The following is a 20290-nucleotide window of genomic DNA, read 5'->3' as shown; positions in this document are numbered from 1 at the left end:
GCGGCGGCCACCCCCTCCTCACAACGGAGGGGCTGGCCGCTGCGCAACACCGCCCTTACCCAGTTCCGCACCTGCACGCCTGCGGCACGCTGATCTAATCAGGCTATGGGGACAAGCATGGGCACAGCTACAATAAGCGCGGATGTGGGCAAACTGATTGCCGCCTTGTACGAGACGGCTTGCGGCACGGACGACTGGCCGCAGCTCGACAGCGCCGCCCTGAACAGCCGGCAATGGCAGGAACTTTTGCCGCATCTGCAGCGGGCCCTGTGCTTGCAGCAGCGCCTGCGCGAGGCGCAACTGGCCAGCCGCTGCGCGCTGGCGGCGCTCGACGCCATGGGTGCCGCCGTGCTGGTACTCGACGCGGGCCTCGGGCTGCGCTTCGCCACGCCCGCCGGCCACGCTCTGCATACGGCGCAGCTGGCACACGGCGTACCGCCGGCCCTCGTGCGTGCCGTGCACCTCGTCATCGCCAGCGCCGGCAGCGCGCCGCAATGCCAGTCGCTGCGCCTGGCGCGCAAGCAGCAAACGCCGCTGGCCCTGACCGTCACCCTGCTCGCCGCCTGCCAACCGCCATGCGCACTGCTGATTGCACGCGATCCCACACAGGCGAGCACCTCCGTCCCCGCCTTGCGCCAGCTGTTCGACTTGACGCAAGCCGAAGCACTGGTGGGCAAGGAACTGGCGCAAGGGGCCACCATTGAGGAAATTGCCGCGCGCAGCGGCATCAGCGTCAACACCGTCAAGACGCATCTGCACCACACCTATTTAAAGACGGACACGCGGCGCCAGGGCGAGCTGATCGCGCTGATCCATGGCGCAACGGCGCACCTGGCCGTGCTCGACGCATGAGGCTGTCTCATCCGATCGGATGATGTACAGGACAACTTGCCTGCCTACACTGGCAAGACCGGTCACCCGCTCCTTGCCAGTGTCACCACGGCGCGTGCGGACAACCGCTTCGGTTTCCCTGGTATCGACAACAATATCGCCGCGCCGGCAGCGGACGGCACCAAAGTTCAAGGATGGGTAGGAAAATGAAAACATGGATCTTGGCCGGCACTCTGGGCGTCTGCGCCCTGCTGGCAAATGCACAGTCGCTTCCTGACAGCCAGACCGTCGTCATTCCAGGCGGACGCCTGCAGACGATCGAACTGCCGGCACAAAGACATTTCATGACCGCGGAAAGGTTTGCCCCGTTCCGCGGCGGCTATGAGCTGGCGAACGGGCAAGTGCTCTACCTGCGCAATGCAAGCAGCATCGGCGCCATCATGTATGCGCGCATCGACAACCAGGAAGAACACCGTATCGTCGCCACCGACAACAACAGCTTCGTGGCGCTGGACCGGCAGCTGGCCATGCGCATCGACTTGCGCGACGATGGCAGCGTGGGCGGCGAAGTGCTGATGCTGGTGCCGGCCGAAAAACTGGCCAGCGGCGACATCGTGCCGGCCCACGTGCAAAGCATGGGCCTGGCATCGCGCTAAGGCAGCAAGTCCCCTTCAGCATGGGTGGCAGCCATGAGCAGACAGTATTCTGTCCAACAACAAAACGCGCAGACCCTGGCCGCCATCAAACAGACGGCGGCCTGGTGGCGCGCCCGCCCCCTGCCCGACGCCCTGTGCCAGTACGCGGCCAGCCATGGCGTGGCGCTGAGCGCGGCCCTTATGCTCGACCTGCGGCTGGCCTACCCCGGCATGCCCGCCGTGTACGGCAAGCTGCTGAGTGCCGACGGCCACTTCATCCACTTCGAAATGGATCTCGACGATGCCTTGTGCCCGCTGCCCGGCAGCGTGGCCTGGGACGACATCAGCGCCAGATATGACTTGGCCGCACACAAACACGGCACTGGCGTGGGATACGGCGAGCTATGCAAGAAGGTGCTGCAAGAAATGAATCACGCTGCGCGCTAGTGCATAAACCACCGCCATGCGATGGCCTACCACGCAAAATATCAAGGCCGTCTCCACCGAATGAACGATGCGCAGCGCCAAACCTGTGCCTAGACTGGTTCCTGCCCCATCCCCACCCGCATCACGCGCCAGAGGCCATCAACCAACGAGGACAACAACATGAAAACCATCATCCTGGGCACGCTGCTGTGCCTCGCTACCGCCAGCACGGCAGCCATCGCGCAAACCCTGCCGCCCGAGCACACTGTCACCGTGCCGGGCAACATGCTGCGCATCGATGTGCCCGAACACCCGCGCTACATGATGCGCCGGGATTTCAAGAAATTCGTCGGCGTCTATGATCTGTCGAATGGCGACACCCTGGAACTGCGCCTCGCCGGCGCTGAAAAGTATGCGCGTATCGGCAAACAGGAAGAACACCGCATCGTCGCCACCGACCGCAACGCCTTCGTCGCGCTGGACCGCCAGATGAAGGTGCGCATCAACCATAACGATGACGGCAGCGTCGATGGCGAACTGGTCATGGTGGTACCGTCGCAGAAGGTATCGAGCGGCGGCATCGTGCCTCCCCACGTGCAAAACATCGGCCTGGCGTCGCGTTGAGGCGGCGCACGGGCGCGGCAGGCACAGGCGCTGCCATCGCGTGCTATCATCGCCGCCAAATTCCTTAAACGAATGGCAACGGCCCATGGAGCGCAATGCAGACACCTCGCAGTAATCCGATATTCACCGTGCTGCGCGGCGGCCTGCGCCTGCTCGCTTGGCCCTTGCTGGCCCTGGTCAGCGCCGCGTGCACCAGCACCACGCGCCATCCGGCCAGCGAGCCCACGCAAGTCGTCCTGCGCTTTACCTATGACGACGGCAAGCCGATGCGGCATGACGATTACCTGGCTAATGCGCGCCAGCAAACGTATATCAAGCACTGCAGCAAAATAGGCAGCACCACTGTCTGCGACGTCGGCTCGGATCCCCTCTTCATGGGTGGCGACGTCCCGCTGGACGCCAACGGCGAAGTGCGCGTCACCCTGCACTCGACCGGCCCCATTGGCAACAATCCGAACCAACACTGCATCAAGGGCAAAAGCTACGTCTTTGATTCCGGCGACTGGAGACGCGGTCCGTTTCACCATGGGCAAGTGATCGAGATCCGCTACAGGATCAGCGAAGTGCAAACGGCGTGCCCCTGGTCGTCGGGCACGCCGCCGTGGTGGGACAAGAGTTAAATCTGGCCAGCCGTGGCCGGCTGGCTTAAAAGTTACTGCAGTTCGAACTCGCCTGGATTCAAGCCCAGTTCGCGCGCGATCTTGCTGGCCACGCGCTGCTCATTGGCGTCGAAATTACCATCCGATGAAGCGACAGCGATAATCATGCGCACCAGCAAGCGCGACGCGTCCACATTCGACTTCATCTTGCCCAGCGCCTGATACGCCTTGGCCTCGCCGATATCCTTGTCGAACTCCAGCTGGCCGACATAGTCCTGGAAAGCCTTGATCACGTCCGTGGTAGTAAACACGGACAGCGCATCATTGCTTTCAATAAACTTCACCATCTTCTGCTTCTCTTCCGCACTGACGCTGCCGTCCGCCATGGCGATCAGGGCCGATCCCGCCATCGCGGCGTTCAGGAAATCCTTGTTCTTGTACTTCAGTGCTTCGGTTTTCAGTTCGCTGGCTTTGGTCTTCAGTTTGGACAGAAAGGAATCGAAACTCATATTGGTTCTCCTGGTTGGTTCGAATGAGGCAGCGCTACAGGCTACCACTCTCACCTAGCTGAGGGCGCGGGGCTGGAATGCAAGCGGTGGGGGACGCTTTGCCTCCGACGACAGCATGGCCAAACCCCAGTTTCTACTTTTGGGGAAGTACAGTCCGCTTCTCGCCAACATACAAAAATACCACAAAAAAAACAGATCAAATAAAATTAACTTATTTGCAGTTGAAAAATAAGTAACTCCATGGCAGCATGAAATTACTTTTTCCCGCACAGCAAGGTAGTGATGGGCAAGCGACTGCTAATGATTTGCACATTGACGTTCATCATTCATATCAGGGGCGAGCCAGCTTCCAATGCACATGGCTATCATTAGTAGCGACCTATCGCCTTGGCCCTGAACCTATAAACGGACATCACCCCTTATGCTGCTATGCATCTTTAACTCTTGGCTAGAACCATTTGTCAACAATCTATCAAAAAATTCTAAATTCCTAAATTCTTCACGCTCATCACTTGCAATTTTAACAAACTTAGGTGGACACCCCCTAGTCCTATTCAAAGGTTAATAATCTGAAATTTTTAAAAAAATTACAAAAACCAACATCATAACCATAAGACATATTAAGAAAAAATGACAAAGGAAATTAGGATGACATCAGGCATGCATTTACCAGCAGTTCCAACGCTTAGCAAAATACTTGCAGCGGGAAGTGAGGGAGGAAAAGAATTTGGTCGCATTGTTGGGCTACTTTTATTTAATGACGCAAAGCAAAATAATATTCAATTTAATTTATTCAATGACTCAGCAGGAGATTATGAGGGGCTTGATAGTTACTCTAGAAAGCAAAAAAGCAAAGATGTAACAGGCTATCAGTATAAGTTTTTCAGCTCTCCTTTTAGTGACAAACACCGTCAAGAAATAAAATCATCTTTAGAGAATGCAACAACAAGGTCAAAAAAATTAAAGTTAGAAAAATGGGTTCTTGTAACTCCAGATGACTTAATAAATTCAGGTAGAAAAAGTGGCGGTGGTGATGTTGAGTGGTTTGAAAATCTGAGCGAAGAGTATAAAAACAGATTTGAAATTGAACATTTTGGACATAGCAAACTACAGTCGCTATTTCTACAAAATCAACATCTCTGTCTTTTCTACTATCCTTCTCTAGTTCCCTCAGGAATAATTAGAAAGAAAAGCATTGACGAAATTAGATTTCAATATGATGAAAACATGAGAAAAAGGTACGGGAAAATCGAATTTGTAGGAATGTCAGTATACAAAGAAGAAGCATCGCAAAGAATTCCGTTAGAAAATATTTACATTCCACTTTCAGTAGTTCCTGAACGATCAGTTGACGAAAATGATGAAACTCCAAGAATTAATCCAACAAAATTCTTAGCCGCTGGATCAAAAACCGTCATTCTCGGAGATCCAGGCTCGGGGAAGTCAACCATGCTAGCTTTTTTAGCATTAGTTGGAACAAATAAAGTATTACAAAGCAGATGTGAATTCTCTATTGACAATCGGCTACCCATATTTATAACTCTGCGCAGATATGCTGATGAACTTAAAGTCAGAAAAAATCTTCCTCTTCTAGACTATATTTTAGAGGTGGCAAAAGCAGACTTCAGCATGAGTTCATTAGATAAATATTTTTATGAATATTATATAGAAAGTGGTCAATCAATAATATTATTTGACGGATTAGATGAGCTTCCAAGTGGCGACTACAAATCAATAGCCCGCCAAAGAATTGAGTCATTCACTGACAACTATCCAGAAAATACTATTATTATCACGTCTCGATTAGTAGGCTATGAAGCAGAAATAAGATTTGACTCTAAATACGATCACTTTAGGATGGCAAAACTACGTGAAAGTGAAATTGAAAAATTCATACAAGACTGGTATTCAATAAGAATAATTGATGAAATAGAAAGAAATAGAAATTCCTCAGATTTGATAAGAGTTATAAAACATGCAGATAATGAATCTATTCGAACCCTTGCTGGGAATCCACTCCTCCTAACAATTGTTACGCTAGTTCATAGAATTGATGCTGTGCTGCCAGATCAGAGAGTTGTTCTATACCAAAAATGTACTGAAACCTTATTAAATACTTGGTACAAAGCAAAACGAAGAGATGATGACATAGTTAAAGGACGAATTGAGCGAAGGAATCGGCTAAGAGTTGAAGCTATCGCATACTGGATGCATAAGAAGAGCTTGGCCGACCAAGGAAGAGCTATTGCAGCAAAGAAGGAAATGATCGAATTCCTAACAAAATACATCAACGATAATGAAAAGATTCGAGAAAATGATCAAGCGGCCGAAGATCAAGCAGAAGTATTTTTAGATTTTATTAAAAATTCAGCCGGCCTTATAATTGAAGCAGGCGATGAATTGTACAGTTTTATTCACCTTACTTTTCAAGAGTATCTTTGTGCCACTCACTTATCTACATTTGGGGAAACGGGTGGCACACAAACGATCTGGGATGAACTTGAAGGTGATTTGCAAAATCCAAGATGGAGGGAGGTGGTTCGACTATTGGTTGCGAGTTTGAAATCAACTAGCGCTCAAGTTTTCTTCATTGAAAAAATACTATCGAAGCAAAAATCTGAAAATAGTAGAGATGCTATATTATTATTAATAGGATTATTGAGAGATGCAATTGAGCCCGCAGAAGACAAAGCAGTTGACATAATAAAACAAACATTAGTCACCCTTCTATCTTTAAAAGATACTAATGATATTCGATTAATTGAACGTACGCTATCCAATTGGATGACAAAAGATAAATTAAACGCAAATATTGTATTGTCAATATTTGATGAAATATTTATAAACTCTTCAGAGCAACAAAAAATAGCTCTGTCACTTATTCGAGCGGCAATTAGATTGCCTCAATTGTCAGCCGCACAGAAATCTAGCATTATAGAATCAAAAAATAACGCAAAGGAAATCGAACTACTGCAATCTTTAATATTTTCCCCATCAAAAAAATTAAACTCAAGAAAAAATTGCGATAAATTCAATGCGATACATACAAAGTGGGCTCTTATTCGTTCGGAGTCAAACGCAGCATCAGTTATTGGGTTATGTCTCTCCGGAATTCTTGATGATACTAGCATGGCAAAAAAACTTCTCATCAGAGAAATAACTCTTTTATCTACGCCAGGAAGTGGCCCTCACCATGATCATGGACAAAACCTAACAGCTATCGCCATATCATGTTCATCAATCCATGATGATCTTAAAAAATCGTTAATTAATTCACTAAGCCAGAATAGAGGAATACATAAAGACTTTGAAAAAGAAAAAACAATAAAAAAACATTTTCAGAGTGCTGCAAAAAAGGGCTACTTCCTTAAAGAGAAAACTAGTTCATCTCTTGATTTTTCGATGATCGTAAAGCTGGAATTGGATCACAAAGCAGAAAGCCTTGGAATAAATGAAGTTATTTTTGATATTCCGCATCAAAAAAGGGAAAATGAGGAAGATTTTGAACTTAAAATAATAAAAAATTCCTTTCCAAATAAAATTAATAATGCACCTGAATCATATTGGAGAATGCTGCAATCATCCTCTATTTTCTCATCATTATTTATTGGATCTATTGAAGATTGTTTCGAAATTACAGAGTTCCCTCACTGGCGAGAGGCATTAATAAATACATTAAATGAAAATTTACCACCAATAATTAGCAAGTATCTTGACAAGGCTGAGTGGGAAAGACTTTCGATCAGAATGGATTCAGTTGAAATTGACATTGATGACATATATTTTTGCGCTTGGCTTATTTTATTTGATATTTGGATATGGAACAGAGATGGCTATAACGAGCCGCAAAAATCTCCCCTAGCACCACTGATTGAAAAATCAAAGAAAATTGAAAATTCTTTGATTAATTTTGCACTTTACACACGAAATATTCATCTTGGAATTAAAAATTCAGAAAATGAAATGGCAGATCTTATCTCAAGAAAAGATTCGCAACTTCAAGAAATATTAATTGCTGCCGGCTGGCCCCGTCATGATAAGATTTTTCATTATGAAATAAGCGCAAGAAAAAATAAAAATAAATAACCCAAACAATATAATAATACCAATCAAAAAAGCCGCTGTCTCCCGACAGCGGCTTTCTCATTCCCACCCCAGCAGCAGCGCCCTGAACCAAGGCGCCGCGCCGAAAATAGCTGAATTACCCCACAAACTTCCGTGCATTCCTGAACATGCGCATCCACGGCGAATCCTCGCCCCACGCTTCAGGGTGGTAGGACTGCTGCACGCTGCGGAACACGCGCTCAGCATGCGGCATCAGCACCGTGAAGCGGCCGTCTGGCGTGGTCACGGAGGTGATGCCTTCCGGCGAGCCGTTCGGGTTGTATGGATACGCTTCGGTGGCGGCGCCCTTGTTGTCGACAAAGCGCATGGCTTTGGTGACTTGGGTGATGTCGCCCGTTTGCGAGAAGTCGGCGTAGCCTTCGCCGTGGGCGATGGCGATGCCGGCTTGGGTGCCGGCCATGCCGTTGAAGAAGATCGATGGGGAATCCATCACTTCGACCATGGCAAAGCGGCCTTCGAATTTCTCCGACTTGTTGCGCGTGAACTTGGGCCAGGCGTGGGCGCCAGGGATGATGGATTTCAAATTGCTCATCATCTGGCAGCCGTTGCAGATACCCAGGCCGAAGCTGTCCGTGCGGTTGAAGAAGCGCGCGAACTGTTCCGCCAGGCTGGCATTGAACAGAATCGTTTTCGCCCAGCCTTCGCCGGCGCCCAGCACGTCGCCGTACGAGAAGCCGCCCACGGCGATGACGCCCTGGAAGTCGTCCAGTTTCACGCGGCCCGCAATCAGGTCGCTCATGTGCACGTCGACGGCCGTGAAGCCTGCCTGGTGCATCACGTAGGCCGTCTCGATATGCGAGTTGACGCCCTGCTCGCGCAGGATGGCGACACGCGGGCGCACGCCGGTGGCGATGAATGGCGCGGCGATGTTGTCGTTCTGATCGAAGGTGACGATCGGCGACATGCCCGGGTCTTGCACGTCCAGCAGGCGGTCGTATTCGGCGTCCGCGCAGGCAGGATTGTCGCGCAGGCGGGCGATGCGCCAGCTCGTTTCGCTCCACAGGCGGTGCAGTTCGGCGCGTGGCTGGGTGTAAATCAGCTTGGCATCGCGCGTGAATTCGATCACGTCGCGGTCGTTCAATTTGCCGATGATATGGCTGCAGGCGCCCAGGTTGAAGGTGCGCAGCACGTCCATGACGAGCGATTTTTCTTCCGCGCGCACCTGGATCACGGCGCCCAGCTCTTCGCTGAACAAGGCGCGCAGGGTCAGTTCGTTGCGGCGTTCCGCTACCTGGCCGGCCCAGTTCTTGGCGTCGCCCCAGTCGCTCGAATGCTCGCCTTCCATCGTCAGCATGTCCAGGTTGACGGACATGCCCGTGTGGCCGGCGAAGGCCATTTCCGTCAGCGTGGCGTACAGGCCGCCGTCCGAACGGTCATGGTAGGCCAGCAGCTTGTCGTCGCTGTTCAATTTCTGGATGGCGGCGAAGAAGCCTTTCAGGTCTTCCGCGCTGTCGACATCCGGCGTGGCGTTGCCCAGCTGGCCCATGACTTGCGCCAGCGCCGAGGCGCCCAGGCGGTTCTTGCCGCGGCCCAGGTCGATCAGGATCAAAGACGTGTCGCCCTTGTCCGTTTTCAGCTGCGGCGTGAGCGACTTGCGCACGTCCGTCACTGGCGCGAACGAGGAGACGATCAGGGACACCGGCGACGTGACGGATTTCGCCGCGCCCGTGCTGTCGTCTTTCCACGTCGTGCGCATCGACAGCGAATCCTTGCCGACCGGGATGCTGATGCCCAGCGCTGGGCACAGTTCCATGCCCACGGCTTTTACCGTGTCGTACAGGGCCGCGTCCTGGCCAGGCTGGCCGCAGGCGGCCATCCAGTTGGCGGACAATTTGATGTCGGAGATATCGCTGATTGCTGCGGCGGCGATGTTGGTGACGGCTTCGCCCACGGCCATGCGGCCCGAGGCGGCGGCGTCGATGACGGCCAGCGGCGTGCGTTCTCCCATGGCCATCGCTTCGCCCAGGTAGCCTTCGAAGCTCATGGTGGTGACGGCGCAATCGGCCACCGGCACTTGCCACGGTCCCACCATCTGGTCGCGCACGGTCATGCCGCCCACGCTGCGGTCGCCGATGGTGATCAGGAACGATTTGTCGGCCACGGTCGGCAGCAGCAGCACTTTTTGCGCTACGTCCTTCAAATCCATGCCCGTCAGGTCGATGGCAGGGAAATCGTTGGCCACGTGGACCACGTCGCGCTGCATCTTCGGCGGCTTGCCCAGCAAGACGTCCATCGGCATGTCCACCGGTTCGTTACCGAGTTCCGTGTCGATCAGTTTCAGTTGACGCTCTTCGGTGGCCACACCCACGGCGGCGAACAGGCAGCGTTCGCGTTCGCACATGGCTTTGAACAGTGGCAGGCTTTCCGGCGCGATGGCGAGAACGTAGCGTTCCTGCGACTCATTGCTCCAGATTTCCTTCGGCGCCATGCCCGATTCTTCCAGCGGCACCTTGCGCAGGTCGAAAATCGCGCCGCGCTTGGCGTCGTTGGTGATTTCCGGGAACGCGTTCGACAAGCCGCCCGCCCCCACGTCGTGGATAGAGATGATCGGATTGTCAAGCCCCATTTGCCAGCAGGCGTTGATGACTTCCTGGGCACGGCGTTCCATTTCAGGGTTGCCGCGCTGGACGGAATCGAAGTCCAGGTCGGCCGTGTTGCTGCCGGTGGTCATCGACGAGGCGGCGCTGCCACCCATGCCGATGCGCATGCCCGGGCCACCGAGCTGCACCAGCAGGCTGCCGACGGGGATGTCGTTCTTGTGCGTGTGCTGTGCCGAGATATTGCCGATGCCGCCAGCGATCATGATCGGCTTGTGGTAGCCGAACACGGCGTCTTTATCTGTACCGACGTTCTGTTCATACGTGCGGAAGTAGCCGCCCAATACGGGACGGCCGAATTCGTTCGAGAACGCGGCGCCGCCCAATGGGCCTTCGATCATGATTTGCAGCGGCGAAGCGATGCGTTCGGGTTTGCCATATTGATTGCCGTATTGGTCCGCATCCGCGCGGCCAGCCAGCGGCGCCGTCACGGAAGCGGCCGTTTCCCAGCTGCGCACGGCGTCCGGCAGCGACAAATTCGAGACGGTGAAGCCGGTCAGGCCAGCTTTTGGCTTGGCGCCGCGCCCCGTCGCGCCTTCGTCGCGGATCTCGCCGCCCGCGCCCGTGGAGGCGCCAGGGAATGGAGAAATCGCCGTCGGGTGGTTATGCGTTTCCACCTTCATCAGGGTGTGCGTCAGTTCCGTCGACGCCGCGTATTCGTGCTTGTCACCGCGCGGGTAGAAGCGCGATACGGTCGCACCTTCCATGATCGAGGAATTGTCGCTGTAGGCGACGACGGTGCCCTTCGGCTGCAGTTCGTGCGTGTTTTTGATCATGCCGAACAGCGACTTCGGTTGCGCCACGCCGTCGATGGTCCAGTCGGCGTTGAATATCTTGTGGCGGCAATGCTCGCTGTTCGCCTGCGCGAACATCATCAGCTCCACGTCCGTCGGGTTGCGGCCGGCCTTGGTGAAGGCCGCGTCCAGGTAGTCGATTTCGTCTTCCGACATCGCCAGGCCCAGTTCCGTGTTCGCCGTTTCCAGCGCGGCCTTGCCCTGCCCCAGCAAATCGATCGATTCGAGCGGGCGCGCTTCCAGGGTGCGGAACAGGTCCTTGGCGTCGTCGGCGCTGCGCAGCACGGATTCCGTCATGCGGTCGTGCAGCAGGTCGGCCACGGCTTGTACCTGCTCGTCCGTCAATTTGCCGGCGCCGATGGCGCTGCCCAGGATGCCCGATTTCAGGTTGATGCGGAAAGCGATGCCGCGTTCGACGCGCTTGATGTGCGCCATGCCGCAGTTGTGCGCGATGTCGGTGGCTTTCGAGGCCCACGGCGAGATCGTGCCGAAACGGGGGATGACAAAGAATTCTTCGGCAGCGCCTTCCGTATTGTCAGCCTGGGCCGGCTCGCCATACGTCAGCAAGGCGCCAAGGCGCGTGCTGTCGTCGTTGGTGAGAGGCGCGCTGGCATCGATGAAATGGACATAGCGTGCTTGTACGGCAACAATCGCAGGCGAGACGGCTTGCAGTTGGCTTAACAGACGGTGGCTACGGAAATGGGACAGGGCATTGGAACCCGGCAGTATCAACATGATTGGAAGGTGGTTGATGCAGCGTGGCTGCGGGTTAAAGGTAGGTATGACAATATCTTTCGTACGGCAAATTTCCTTTGCGCGCATTATACCCGTTTTACCCCTGCCTTATGACCGGAACTTGGCCCTTTGCCACCGTTTTGCCCAGCACAGCGGCAGTTTTTGACACTGCAACAACACCCTCAGCCGGTCATCAGGCGATCACATAGCGGTTCTTGCCTTGCCGCTTGGCCAGGTACAGGGCCTCGTCGGCCAGCCGGTAGCTGTGGCCCAGGTCCTTGTTCCGGTCCAGCTCGGCCACGCCCACGCTGATCGACACGAACTGGGCTGCCAGGAAAGCCTGGCTGACAGCCTCGACCAGGGCGCCGGCAAAGGCGCGCGCGTCATCCCGGTCGCCCGCGTAGACGATGCCGAATTCCTCGCCGCCCAGGCGGCCGCACAGATGGCCTTGCGCCTTGTCCGCGATGACGGCGGCCGTGCGCACGAGCACCGCGTCGCCCGCATCGTGGCCCTGCTGGTCGTTGATGATCTTGAAATTGTCGATGTCGATCATCAGGAAATGCAGCATGCCGCCATGGCTTGCGCCATGCATCTGCTGGGCGCGCTGCGTGAACATGCGGCGGTTGTTCAAACCCGTCAGGCTGTCCTGGAAGGCCAGCCGCGTCAACTCCACCTTGGAGTGATAGTTACGCAAGCGCAATAAACTGAAGCTGACATTCAGTGCCAGCCCGAACAGCACGCTGACGGCGATCATCAAGGGCGCCCAGGATTGGTCGGGCAAGCCCGCGTTGACGGGATACAGGCCGTGGCCCACGTTCCACCACACGCCGGCCACGACGGCCAGGTAGCTGAGGCCGCCATTGAAGATGGAGGCGATGGCCAGGGTCATGAAGACGCCCACCGGCAAGACCCAGAAGCTGGCGTGATGCACGGCGTCGGCCATGGTGCGCAAGCCAAAAGTCAGCGCCAGCACGGCGCAGGCGCCGGTAATCGTCAGCACGGGCAAGGTGGTACAGCGGTAGCGCACGACCAGGCTGATCAGCATGCCCAGCAGCGCCAGCACGGCATGCGTGAGGTTCGGATGGTAGGCGGGCGGCATCAGCAGCCACGTCAAGCTGAAGGCGATGATGCCCAGCACTTGCGTGACCATGCCGACCCGGTGCAATTCCGCAAAATAGGTATGCTGCTGTTCGCTGTTGCCGCCAAATGCGAGGGGAACGGCAACGCGGCGCAGGGAAGAAAGATCAGGAACACGCATACGGGTATCGACACCAGAAAGAAGAAAAGCGCCCGGTACAGCCTTGCGCATGCCTGGCCGCAAGATTGTGCGGCATCCAACATTAGTTGTAATTAGGATACTATCATGCTAGTCAACTATGTGCTGGAATTTGCGGCGCCGGCACTGGCGCGCAGCACAACGGCGCCATGAAATACAACGCTGCGCGCCACCGGATGCGCCTTGCACCCTGCCCTACGCCCGATTGCACGCATTTTGCTGGCAGTGCCGGGCAGCTTTGCAGTATGCTGATAAAAAACAATACTGCCAGGCCGAGACATATAAGAAGAGTTCCCGCAAATGACCGAACAGATGAACGAGAGCTGAACAATGCCAGAAACTAGCGACTTATCTGTCCTGATCGTCGACCCGAACCCCAGCATGCGGGGCAATCTGCACAATATGCTGAATCAGGCTGCCATCACCAAGGTGGAATATGCCGTCAATGCCGGCACGGCCATCCGCTTGCTGACGAAGAAACCGTTCGACATCATCCTGTGCGAATACGATCTTGGCAGCGGCACGGACGGCCAGGATGGCCAGCAATTGCTGGAAGACTTGCGCCACCATAAGCTGATCGGCCTGTGGACGATCTTCATCATGCTGACCTCGGAAGCCATCCACAGCAAAGTGATCAGCGCGGCCGAACTGACTCCGTCCGACTACATATTGAAACCGTTCACCGTCGACGTGCTGAGCGGACGCATCGCGCGCGCCATCGAGCGGCGCGCCATTTTCCTGCCGACCTATCAGCTGATCGACAAGGGCGACTTGCGCGAAGCCGTGAAAAGCTGCCGCGCGGCCGAACTGCAGCACCCGCGCCTGGCGGCCGATTTCGCCCGCCTGCGCGCCGAGCTGCACATCGCCCTGGACGAGTGGAAGGAAGCGGAACAGCTGTACGCCGACATGCTGGCCACGCGCCCCATGGCCTGGGCCCACCTGGGATTGGCGCGCACCCTGTTCGAACAGCAGCGCCATGAGGAAGCGCAGGACGCGCTGCTGGAACTGGTGGAGGTCTACCCCCGCTTCATGGCCGCCTACGACCTGCTGGCGCAAAACCATGAAGCCATGGGCCAGCAGCTGCAGGCGAAGAAAATCCTCGAGGACGCGGTGGCCATCTCGCCGCACATGGTGCGCCGCTTGCGCCACCTGGGCGGCATCGCCTTTGACACGGGCGACATCGGCGCGGCCGAACGAGCCTACAAGCAGGTGGTGACGAAAGCCAAATACTCGGAATTCCGCGATCCCGAAGATCATGTGAATCTGGTCAAAACGCTGGTCAAGAAAGGCGATGCACCGCAGGCGAGCGGCGTGCTGCGCGACATGGAGCGCTCCTTGCGCGGCGGCGCCAACGTGGAAGCGTGCCGCGCCATCTCGGCCGCCATGCTGCATGAATTGTCGGGCAACGACATCGCCGCCGCCACCGAACTGCAACTGGCCGCCGCCGCGCTGGATACGGCGCGCGGCCTGTCGACGCAGCTGAAGGTGGGCCTCGTGCAAAGCTGCCTGAAAAACAACCTGGAACAGGCGGCGTCCGACGTCATGATGAAACTCGTCAACGAAGCCGATAGCGACGTGACGATGGAAGCGGCCGTCGACGTCTTTGAAAAAGCGGGCCGCCACGACCTGGCGCAAGGCATGGGCCAGCAGATCACGAACCAGGTGCAGGAACTGATGCAGGATGCGGCCAGCAAGTCGGAAAGCGGAGAGCTCAAGGGAGCCGTCTTCGTGCTGCGCCAGGCCCTGCGCAAAACCCCAGGCAACCTGCCCGTGCTGTTCGCCTCCGTCGACGCCATCCTGCGCCAGCTCAACATGCTGGGCTGGGAAGCCCCGCTGGCCGAACAGGCGCAGCACCAGATGCAGGTGATCCGCAAGATCGACCCCAAGCATCCGAAGCTGGAGTCGCTCAAGCAGCAGTACGAGGCGACGCAGCACAAGTATGGTATTGCTACCTGAGCTGAGGGACGCACTGCAAACCTGCTGCGCAGCCCACTCTCGGGTCGGCGTTGCTCGCCGTACTAAAGTACGGCTCCGCTACTCAACCCGACATTGGGCTTGCTCGCGACGGTTTTCAGAGGCGTCGTGGCGTGCGTTGACGTCAAAAACGCACAGCCCATTTCCGATCATTCAAGTAGGTCGGACACGTAGGTCGGATTAGCGTAGCGTAATCCGACGCCATTGTTGGCTCAGTAGTGTCGGATTACGCGGCGTGCCGCCGCTAATCCGACCTACGCACTATCCTTGGATATCAACGCTCGCCCCTGAGCGTGTAGACCGGCTTATCGGACTCCCCCTTCTCCGCCATCGCCAGCACGCGCTGCAGTTCCTTGCGCTCGTTGCCCTCCTTGGCCGATGACACCAGGTTGCGCAGGATGGCGACATGCGCCGTCTGCAGCGCCTGTGCCGCCGGCACGGCGATGTCCGGTTTCACGCCGACGTGCTCCCAGTTGGTTTTGGTGACGGCATTGGTCGTGCGCGCGGTCGGAATCGCGACAATGATGTCCTGCCCTACGTTGTACCAGCTCACGGGATTGGAGCCGCCGCCGGTGGTTTCTCCGACCACCGTCCCCCGTTTCTGCGCCTGGATGCCATAGGAGAAATCCTCCCCGCCGGAAAACGTACGGGCCGAGGTCAGCACGTACACGGGCTTGTCGTAACGCTGTGCGACCGTCTTCACGGTCCAGAACTGCCGCGTCGTACCGGTCGGGCGATCGTACATGTCGATCAGGTGACGCTCGTCGCCGAACGGGAAGAAATGACTCATCAGGTAGGCCACGCTGGCCGGGCTGCCGCCGCCGTTGCGGCGCAGGTCGAGGATCAGCGCATCCGTCCCCGCCATGAGCGACATCGCCGCCGTGTACGCCGCAGCGACGAATTCCGGTCCGCCGAAGCCGCGCAGCTCGATGTAGCCGACGTTGCCGGGAAGGCGTTCGATCTTCTCGATGTCATAGCCGCGCCGCGCGGTCTGGTCGCGCCATTCGTCAATCTTGGCGCGGCTAGGCAGTTCATCGGCACCGCTGCGCTCACGAAGACCTTCGTAAAACGCGGCGCCGAAATGCAAGTCACCGCTCAATTCCCGCAAGTCCTTCGCCAGCGCCGCACTGAAGGCCTTCACGTTGGCGGCGGTCGCATAGCCTCCTTCGGCATTTTTCCTGGTAATCGCAATGCCGACCCGTTCGGCCACCGCTGGCTCGATGTAATTCGCGTTCATTTTCACTGCCAGTGTCTGCACGATCGCCGTGCGATCGGCCGCGTTCAACGCGGTGTCCTCCGCCGCAAAGGCGTGCAACGACAACAACGTGCCCAATACGATTGCTGCGGCAAGCTTCTTTCTACCTGACATACATTCCTCCAAGTTGGACTGCGAAACGTTTGATCGTTGTGTGAAAAAGTGTGCGTGGCGGCATCATTCAGGTTTCTCGCCAGGTGTTGTCGTCGCTGCGTCAGAGCGGGCATCCAGGCGCAGCCTGCCATCGTGGATGCGCGCGCCGAAGGAGCGCGTCTCGAGTACGGCGATCGCCTGTGCGAGGCAGTCGGACAAGGGAAACGCCAGCTCTGCATCGAGGCTGTCGGCCGCGGATTTGGTCGCCTGCCAGCACAACCGCAGGCGCGGCAGCAGCGCTGCGCCAGCGGCGCTGAGGCGCACCACGCGCTGCCTGCCGTCTTCGCCGCCGGCGGCCACCGTCAACAGGCCTTTCTTCACCATCAAAGCCACTGTCTGGGTCGCGGCGGGCTGCGTGAGGCCGCCCAGGGCCGCCAGCTCCCCAATGGTCGCGCTCGGCTGCTCGGCCAGCACCCGCATCACCGGCGTGTAGCGCGGCCGGTAATCGAGCCCCGCTTCCACGTAGGCCTGCTCAACCGCGCCGTCGAGCAGTTCGATGAGATGTCTTAATTGCGTGCCCAGTCCTGGTTTCATGTAACCATCGTAGCACTATTTATATAAGAGCTTATATAAATATTTGAAAACTAGTGAAGCGGGCCACCATCCAACCAAGGTGGCCTCAGCGAAGCGCCTGCTTGTGCACGTTATAAGTTAGCGACGATTGGTACTTGGCAATGAGTTCGCTGCTACTGCAGCGCCTGCATCAGCGCGGGAGTTTATACCGCACCAGCAGCGTAGCTCCCTTGCCGCCAGGTGGCGTCAGCAGTATCTCGTCACCCGGCTGCATTTCTTCATACATCACCGTGCAACAGGTCGGCATCGAGTGGCCGCGCGCCGGATAAACGCCAACCTCGGTGTGCAGGTTCGCAGCGCGTACGTCCACGCTGGACTTGCCGGCCTTTGCTTCGTCTTGCAGCAGCTTGCGCAGTACGGTGACAAAGTCCCCTTTGCTGAGCCTGACAGGTGCCTGGTTTGCTTGCGGGCGAGTGGTTGCATCGTTTTTCATGGCAGTTTCTTTCAGTAAATAAATTTTCGCCACTATAACATTCGCTCCTGGCGCAACACGACCAGGGGGCACAGCGAGGCCATCACATCCGACCGAGGCAACCGCGGCAGAGCGCCTGCGATGGAGCTGCCATCATGATCGGCGCGACATGGCATCTGGCGTCTGGTCAAAGCAGAAGCTACGCTGGCCGCTTACATGCTCCAAGTGATGAGGCGACCAGCCATTTGGGGTAAAGTGCTGCATCCAGCGGATTGACCCGCCGGTTTGAATTGCCAACGGCAGTAGCCAACAGCAGGCATTGCAAACGTTAACGTCTTGTGGGGTTCAAGCACCTAGAGGAAAATCATGGCAGGAAAATTTTTGAGCCGAGGCGCGCTAGTCCACCTTATCAAGAGTCAGGAACGAACTAATGCTATTCAGAAGCGCGATGGATTAACCCAGCACCCGGTGCGAACAACTGTGTGTGGCTGCCCTGACCCTGATTGTGGTGGCTGGCATACCATACTGATTGAGAAAAACGTGCCAACCGAAGACGAATGCAGGTCGATTTTGCAACGTGAAAAGACCAAAAGAAAGGGCTAGTTGCGTATGCCGAATCTGGCCAAGAGCGGATGTTGAATAAGTTTGCGATGGGCAAGAACACAAGTTGTTTAATTCAGGGGCGTGCAGTCGCCCATTTCTAAATATGGAATCAATGACAGTGATGGCAATAAAGTGGAGGAACCAGGAGGTGCGAAGCCACAATGGCCTCGTGTGCAGCAACGGTGACATCTACGAAGTGCACGAAACCTGGATGGCCAGAGTACATGAAAAACAGGAGCTTGGCGGTTGGCTCAATGTCGCGATTCTGGCGCAAGAAGATCTGTATGGTGGTCAGTACATAGTCAAGTGCGGAGAGGCTGCGGAACACGGCTCAATCGGCGTAGTCGTTTTGGAATCGCTGCAAAATCATGAACCTGTTTGGACGTTTGTTTCGGATCAATCCAATCCATTTGATCAAATAACAATCAAGGGCGGCTGGGTTGTGGTGCTGTCAACGTCAGGCGCCGTGTTACGGTTTGGTGCGCCAATGAGGGAGGCAAGGCTTCTGCTTCCGAGTACGTCGATCCATGATACTAACGACGGGCGCTTGTAAAGTGAGAGGCTGCGCGTCCGCTATGCTTAGGTGATGCCTTTTAGGCAGCCTCCGGCCAAGAGCAGCCGTTCAATGATCGGTTCAATTATGAAATTTATGCAATACGATGTAGTTAAGATTGTGGCATTCAACGTGCAACAGGCCACATTTTCTGATGCATTCAATCTTCGGCGGCCTGCAATCGCTGACGTCGCAACCATCATTGAAATTTACTCATCACCTCCGGGTTACGAGTTGGAATGCAGTGATGCACACGGTATTACACAATGGCTAGTTGCGTTTCGACCTGAAGATGTAGTGCTCGAGTTGCATCGCTAATTCGACCGAGATCGGCCAGAAGCCGCCGTTCGCCGATGCAAAAACTGAAACATCCTTCTTCCTGGAGCATCGATTTGGACAAGATGATTGTTTTGCGAATTTCCGATAATAGTGGCGTAGACTTGAATGGCGTCAAACTACATTCAACAACTGAGGTCGCGGAAGCTCTTGAGAAAATCTCCGCCGAGAACCCGGACATGGCAGTTTCTGTCGAGGCCACCGATTCCAAATGGTATGAATCTATCGGGAAGGCCATTTACGGTAGCCACCGGGCGGGGTTTTCAGGTGAACGGTTTCGCGTACTTATCGATGGCAAGCCTCTGGAAGCCTGACATGAACCTCGGTTACTCCACCGCCTGCTACCGGCCTATCGTGTTGAAAAACGCGGTAGGTTGACGTTTAGCTAGAAATTCTGACAGCCTAGACTGGCCAGAACCGCCGCTATTGAACGATCTCCGACTGTTTGGAGGTCTGAGACCTCCCGAAATTGTTGCCGATCGACTTCTTCAACACAATAGACCAAAAGCGGACGGTCAGTCGCCGCGGTTTTGCTTGAGCATGTCCTCGATCAGGACGGCAGGATATTGGTCAGACCTGCCGCTTTATCCCCGGTATTGCAGCGTAGACGTGCAGCACATCTCCATCAATATGTATCACCTGCGCCGGTGTTCCTTCGAACACGGGCGCAAGCAGCAAGGGGCGCAGGTCGCCACTTGCCACTGCCGCATCAAGAAATACCAGCAGCTCAGTGACGCTGGCCTGCGCCACACGGCCCTGGAAGATAACGCGCTTGCCGGCATGTGCGACCAGCTTGTGGGCCACGTAATATGCTGGCGCCGTCAACTGCATCCGCAAGTCGGTCATCGAATCGTATGCGACCAGCGGGCCGCCGCGCAGGACCGGCGCCAGCATGCTGAAAAACAGCGCATCGGCATCCGGTCCCGGCGCGACTTCCTGCTTTGCCAGCGCCGCAAAAGTGTACTCGTTCTTCATGCAGCCCTGGCCTGGTATGGGATGTGCCGACGAACGTCGATGTGTGCGGTTTTCATGGGCAAAGCATAGCACGGCGAGCAAGCATTCATTTGAATGCCGGTTGTGGCAGCCTTCAAGCATACGTGAGATCAAATGCTTCAATCCCACGCCAATTTCAACAGACCGCAAACGAACTTTGAAGGTCCGCTTCGGGGCCAGGCTGTGTGAAAACCCGAGTTTTTGTATCGGGAGCGGCCGCTCCGTGCAAGCCCCCGATTTTCCCCGACGTGCGAGTCGAAGTTAAAAAGGGCTCACGCCCCCAACAA

17 protein-coding genes are annotated in these 20290 nt (G+C 55.7%); 10 read left to right on the top strand and 7 right to left on the bottom strand.

The features are described from left to right. Positions 1-117: 117 nt before the first annotated feature. From KO538_RS28550 to KO538_RS28525, 6 genes are all read left to right on the top strand, one after another. Positions 118-852 (top strand): helix-turn-helix transcriptional regulator, encoded by a 735-nt coding sequence (locus KO538_RS28550; protein ID WP_219330388.1) that lies wholly within the window; start codon positions 118-120, stop codon positions 850-852. Positions 853-888: 36 nt separating this feature from the next. Then, a complete protein-coding gene (locus KO538_RS28545) occupies positions 889-1041 on the top strand; it encodes a hypothetical protein (RefSeq protein WP_219330387.1) in 153 nt (50 codons plus the stop codon). After that, entirely contained in the window at positions 1038-1487 is a 450-nt protein-coding gene (locus KO538_RS28540; RefSeq protein WP_219330386.1) for a hypothetical protein, read from the top strand. The genes KO538_RS28545 and KO538_RS28540 overlap by 4 nt, the downstream gene beginning before the upstream one ends. Positions 1488-1520: 33 nt before the next feature. Beyond that, positions 1521-1913: a hypothetical protein gene (locus KO538_RS28535; RefSeq protein WP_051990938.1), complete on the top strand. Its 393-nt coding sequence runs from the start codon at positions 1521-1523 to the stop codon at positions 1911-1913. Positions 1914-2072: 159 nt separating this feature from the next. After that, positions 2073-2516, top strand: a complete 444-nt coding sequence (locus tag KO538_RS28530; RefSeq protein WP_219330385.1) for a hypothetical protein — start codon at positions 2073-2075, stop codon at positions 2514-2516. A gap of 95 nt (positions 2517-2611) precedes the next feature. After that, positions 2612-3136, top strand: a complete 525-nt coding sequence (locus KO538_RS28525) for a hypothetical protein (protein WP_219330384.1) — start codon at positions 2612-2614, stop codon at positions 3134-3136. A gap of 32 nt (positions 3137-3168) precedes the next feature. Here the strand turns inward: KO538_RS28525 and KO538_RS28520 are convergent, their stop codons facing one another. Next, positions 3169-3624, bottom strand: a complete 456-nt coding sequence (locus tag KO538_RS28520; RefSeq protein WP_128139363.1) for a tellurite resistance TerB family protein — start codon at positions 3622-3624, stop codon at positions 3169-3171. 648 nt (positions 3625-4272) lie between these two features. Between KO538_RS28520 and KO538_RS28515 the strand changes: the two genes are divergently transcribed. After that, positions 4273-7710 carry an NACHT domain-containing NTPase gene (locus KO538_RS28515; RefSeq protein ID WP_219330383.1) on the top strand — a complete coding sequence of 1146 codons (3438 nt, stop codon included), beginning with the start codon at positions 4273-4275 and terminating at the stop codon, positions 7708-7710. Between the two features lie 115 nt (positions 7711-7825). On the opposite strand, the gene purL is transcribed toward KO538_RS28515, so the two are convergent. Both purL and KO538_RS28505 read right to left on the bottom strand, forming a co-directional pair. After that, complete coding sequence (gene purL, locus KO538_RS28510; protein ID WP_219330382.1) at positions 7826-11875, bottom strand: phosphoribosylformylglycinamidine synthase; 4050 nt, start codon at positions 11873-11875, stop codon at positions 7826-7828. 193 nt (positions 11876-12068) lie between these two features. Continuing rightward, the gene (locus KO538_RS28505; protein WP_219330381.1) at positions 12069-13133 is read right to left on the bottom strand and encodes a diguanylate cyclase; all 1065 of its coding nucleotides are present in this window, start codon (positions 13131-13133) and stop codon (positions 12069-12071) included. Positions 13134-13481: 348 nt separating this feature from the next. Between KO538_RS28505 and KO538_RS28500 the strand changes: the two genes are divergently transcribed. Continuing rightward, on the top strand, positions 13482-15107 hold the full coding sequence (locus KO538_RS28500) for a tetratricopeptide repeat-containing response regulator (protein ID WP_034748563.1): 1626 nt from the start codon (positions 13482-13484) through the stop codon (positions 15105-15107). Positions 15108-15399: 292 nt separating this feature from the next. On the opposite strand, the gene KO538_RS28495 is transcribed toward KO538_RS28500, so the two are convergent. From KO538_RS28495 to KO538_RS28485, 3 genes are all read right to left on the bottom strand, one after another. After that, on the bottom strand, positions 15400-16494 hold the full coding sequence (locus KO538_RS28495) for a S41 family peptidase (RefSeq protein ID WP_219330380.1): 1095 nt from the start codon (positions 16492-16494) through the stop codon (positions 15400-15402). A gap of 63 nt (positions 16495-16557) precedes the next feature. Beyond that, complete coding sequence (locus KO538_RS28490; protein ID WP_219330379.1) at positions 16558-17067, bottom strand: MarR family winged helix-turn-helix transcriptional regulator; 510 nt, start codon at positions 17065-17067, stop codon at positions 16558-16560. Positions 17068-17236: 169 nt separating this feature from the next. Beyond that, positions 17237-17539, bottom strand: coding sequence for an HNH endonuclease (locus tag KO538_RS28485; protein ID WP_219330376.1), 303 nt, complete (start codon positions 17537-17539; stop codon positions 17237-17239). Between the two features lie 793 nt (positions 17540-18332). Between KO538_RS28485 and KO538_RS28480 the strand changes: the two genes are divergently transcribed. Both KO538_RS28480 and KO538_RS28475 read left to right on the top strand, forming a co-directional pair. Then, entirely contained in the window at positions 18333-18674 is a 342-nt protein-coding gene (locus KO538_RS28480; RefSeq protein ID WP_219330375.1) for a hypothetical protein, read from the top strand. A gap of 353 nt (positions 18675-19027) precedes the next feature. After that, positions 19028-19324, top strand: coding sequence for a hypothetical protein (locus KO538_RS28475; RefSeq protein ID WP_139248276.1), 297 nt, complete (start codon positions 19028-19030; stop codon positions 19322-19324). A gap of 256 nt (positions 19325-19580) precedes the next feature. Here KO538_RS28475 and KO538_RS28470 read toward each other — a convergent pair whose 3' ends face one another. Beyond that, the gene (locus tag KO538_RS28470; RefSeq protein WP_139248277.1) at positions 19581-20126 is read right to left on the bottom strand and encodes a hypothetical protein; all 546 of its coding nucleotides are present in this window, start codon (positions 20124-20126) and stop codon (positions 19581-19583) included. Positions 20127-20290: the final 164 nt, after the last annotated feature.

Origin of the sequence: Janthinobacterium sp. NKUCC08_JDC (genome assembly GCF_019345575.1) — a bacterium.
GTDB classification, from domain to species: Bacteria; Pseudomonadota; Gammaproteobacteria; order Burkholderiales; family Burkholderiaceae_D; genus Janthinobacterium; species Janthinobacterium aestuarii.
The sequence above is the reverse complement of the archived record's forward strand: the minus strand, read 5'-3'. Positions and strand labels throughout refer to the sequence as shown.

What these genes read in the sequence shown, in the direction of transcription:
- KO538_RS28550 (WP_219330388.1), top strand. Translation starts at nt 118, where the DNA reads ATGGGCACAGCTACAATAAGCGCGGATGTGGGCAAACTGATTGCCGCC.
- KO538_RS28540 (WP_219330386.1), top strand. Translation starts at nt 1,038, where the DNA reads ATGAAAACATGGATCTTGGCCGGCACTCTGGGCGTCTGCGCCCTGCTG.
- KO538_RS28535 (WP_051990938.1), top strand. Translation starts at nt 1,521, where the DNA reads ATGAGCAGACAGTATTCTGTCCAACAACAAAACGCGCAGACCCTGGCC.
- KO538_RS28530 (WP_219330385.1), top strand. Translation starts at nt 2,073, where the DNA reads ATGAAAACCATCATCCTGGGCACGCTGCTGTGCCTCGCTACCGCCAGC.
- KO538_RS28525 (WP_219330384.1), top strand. Translation starts at nt 2,612, where the DNA reads ATGCAGACACCTCGCAGTAATCCGATATTCACCGTGCTGCGCGGCGGC.
- KO538_RS28520 (WP_128139363.1), bottom strand. Translation starts at nt 3,624, where the DNA reads ATGAGTTTCGATTCCTTTCTGTCCAAACTGAAGACCAAAGCCAGCGAA.
- KO538_RS28515 (WP_219330383.1), top strand. Translation starts at nt 4,273, where the DNA reads ATGACATCAGGCATGCATTTACCAGCAGTTCCAACGCTTAGCAAAATA.
- purL (WP_219330382.1), bottom strand. Translation starts at nt 11,875, where the DNA reads ATGTTGATACTGCCGGGTTCCAATGCCCTGTCCCATTTCCGTAGCCAC.
- KO538_RS28505 (WP_219330381.1), bottom strand. Translation starts at nt 13,133, where the DNA reads ATGCGTGTTCCTGATCTTTCTTCCCTGCGCCGCGTTGCCGTTCCCCTC.
- KO538_RS28500 (WP_034748563.1), top strand. Translation starts at nt 13,482, where the DNA reads ATGCCAGAAACTAGCGACTTATCTGTCCTGATCGTCGACCCGAACCCC.
- KO538_RS28495 (WP_219330380.1), bottom strand. Translation starts at nt 16,494, where the DNA reads ATGTCAGGTAGAAAGAAGCTTGCCGCAGCAATCGTATTGGGCACGTTG.
- KO538_RS28490 (WP_219330379.1), bottom strand. Translation starts at nt 17,067, where the DNA reads ATGAAACCAGGACTGGGCACGCAATTAAGACATCTCATCGAACTGCTC.
- KO538_RS28485 (WP_219330376.1), bottom strand. Translation starts at nt 17,539, where the DNA reads ATGAAAAACGATGCAACCACTCGCCCGCAAGCAAACCAGGCACCTGTC.
- KO538_RS28480 (WP_219330375.1), top strand. Translation starts at nt 18,333, where the DNA reads ATGGCCAGAGTACATGAAAAACAGGAGCTTGGCGGTTGGCTCAATGTC.
- KO538_RS28475 (WP_139248276.1), top strand. Translation starts at nt 19,028, where the DNA reads ATGCAAAAACTGAAACATCCTTCTTCCTGGAGCATCGATTTGGACAAG.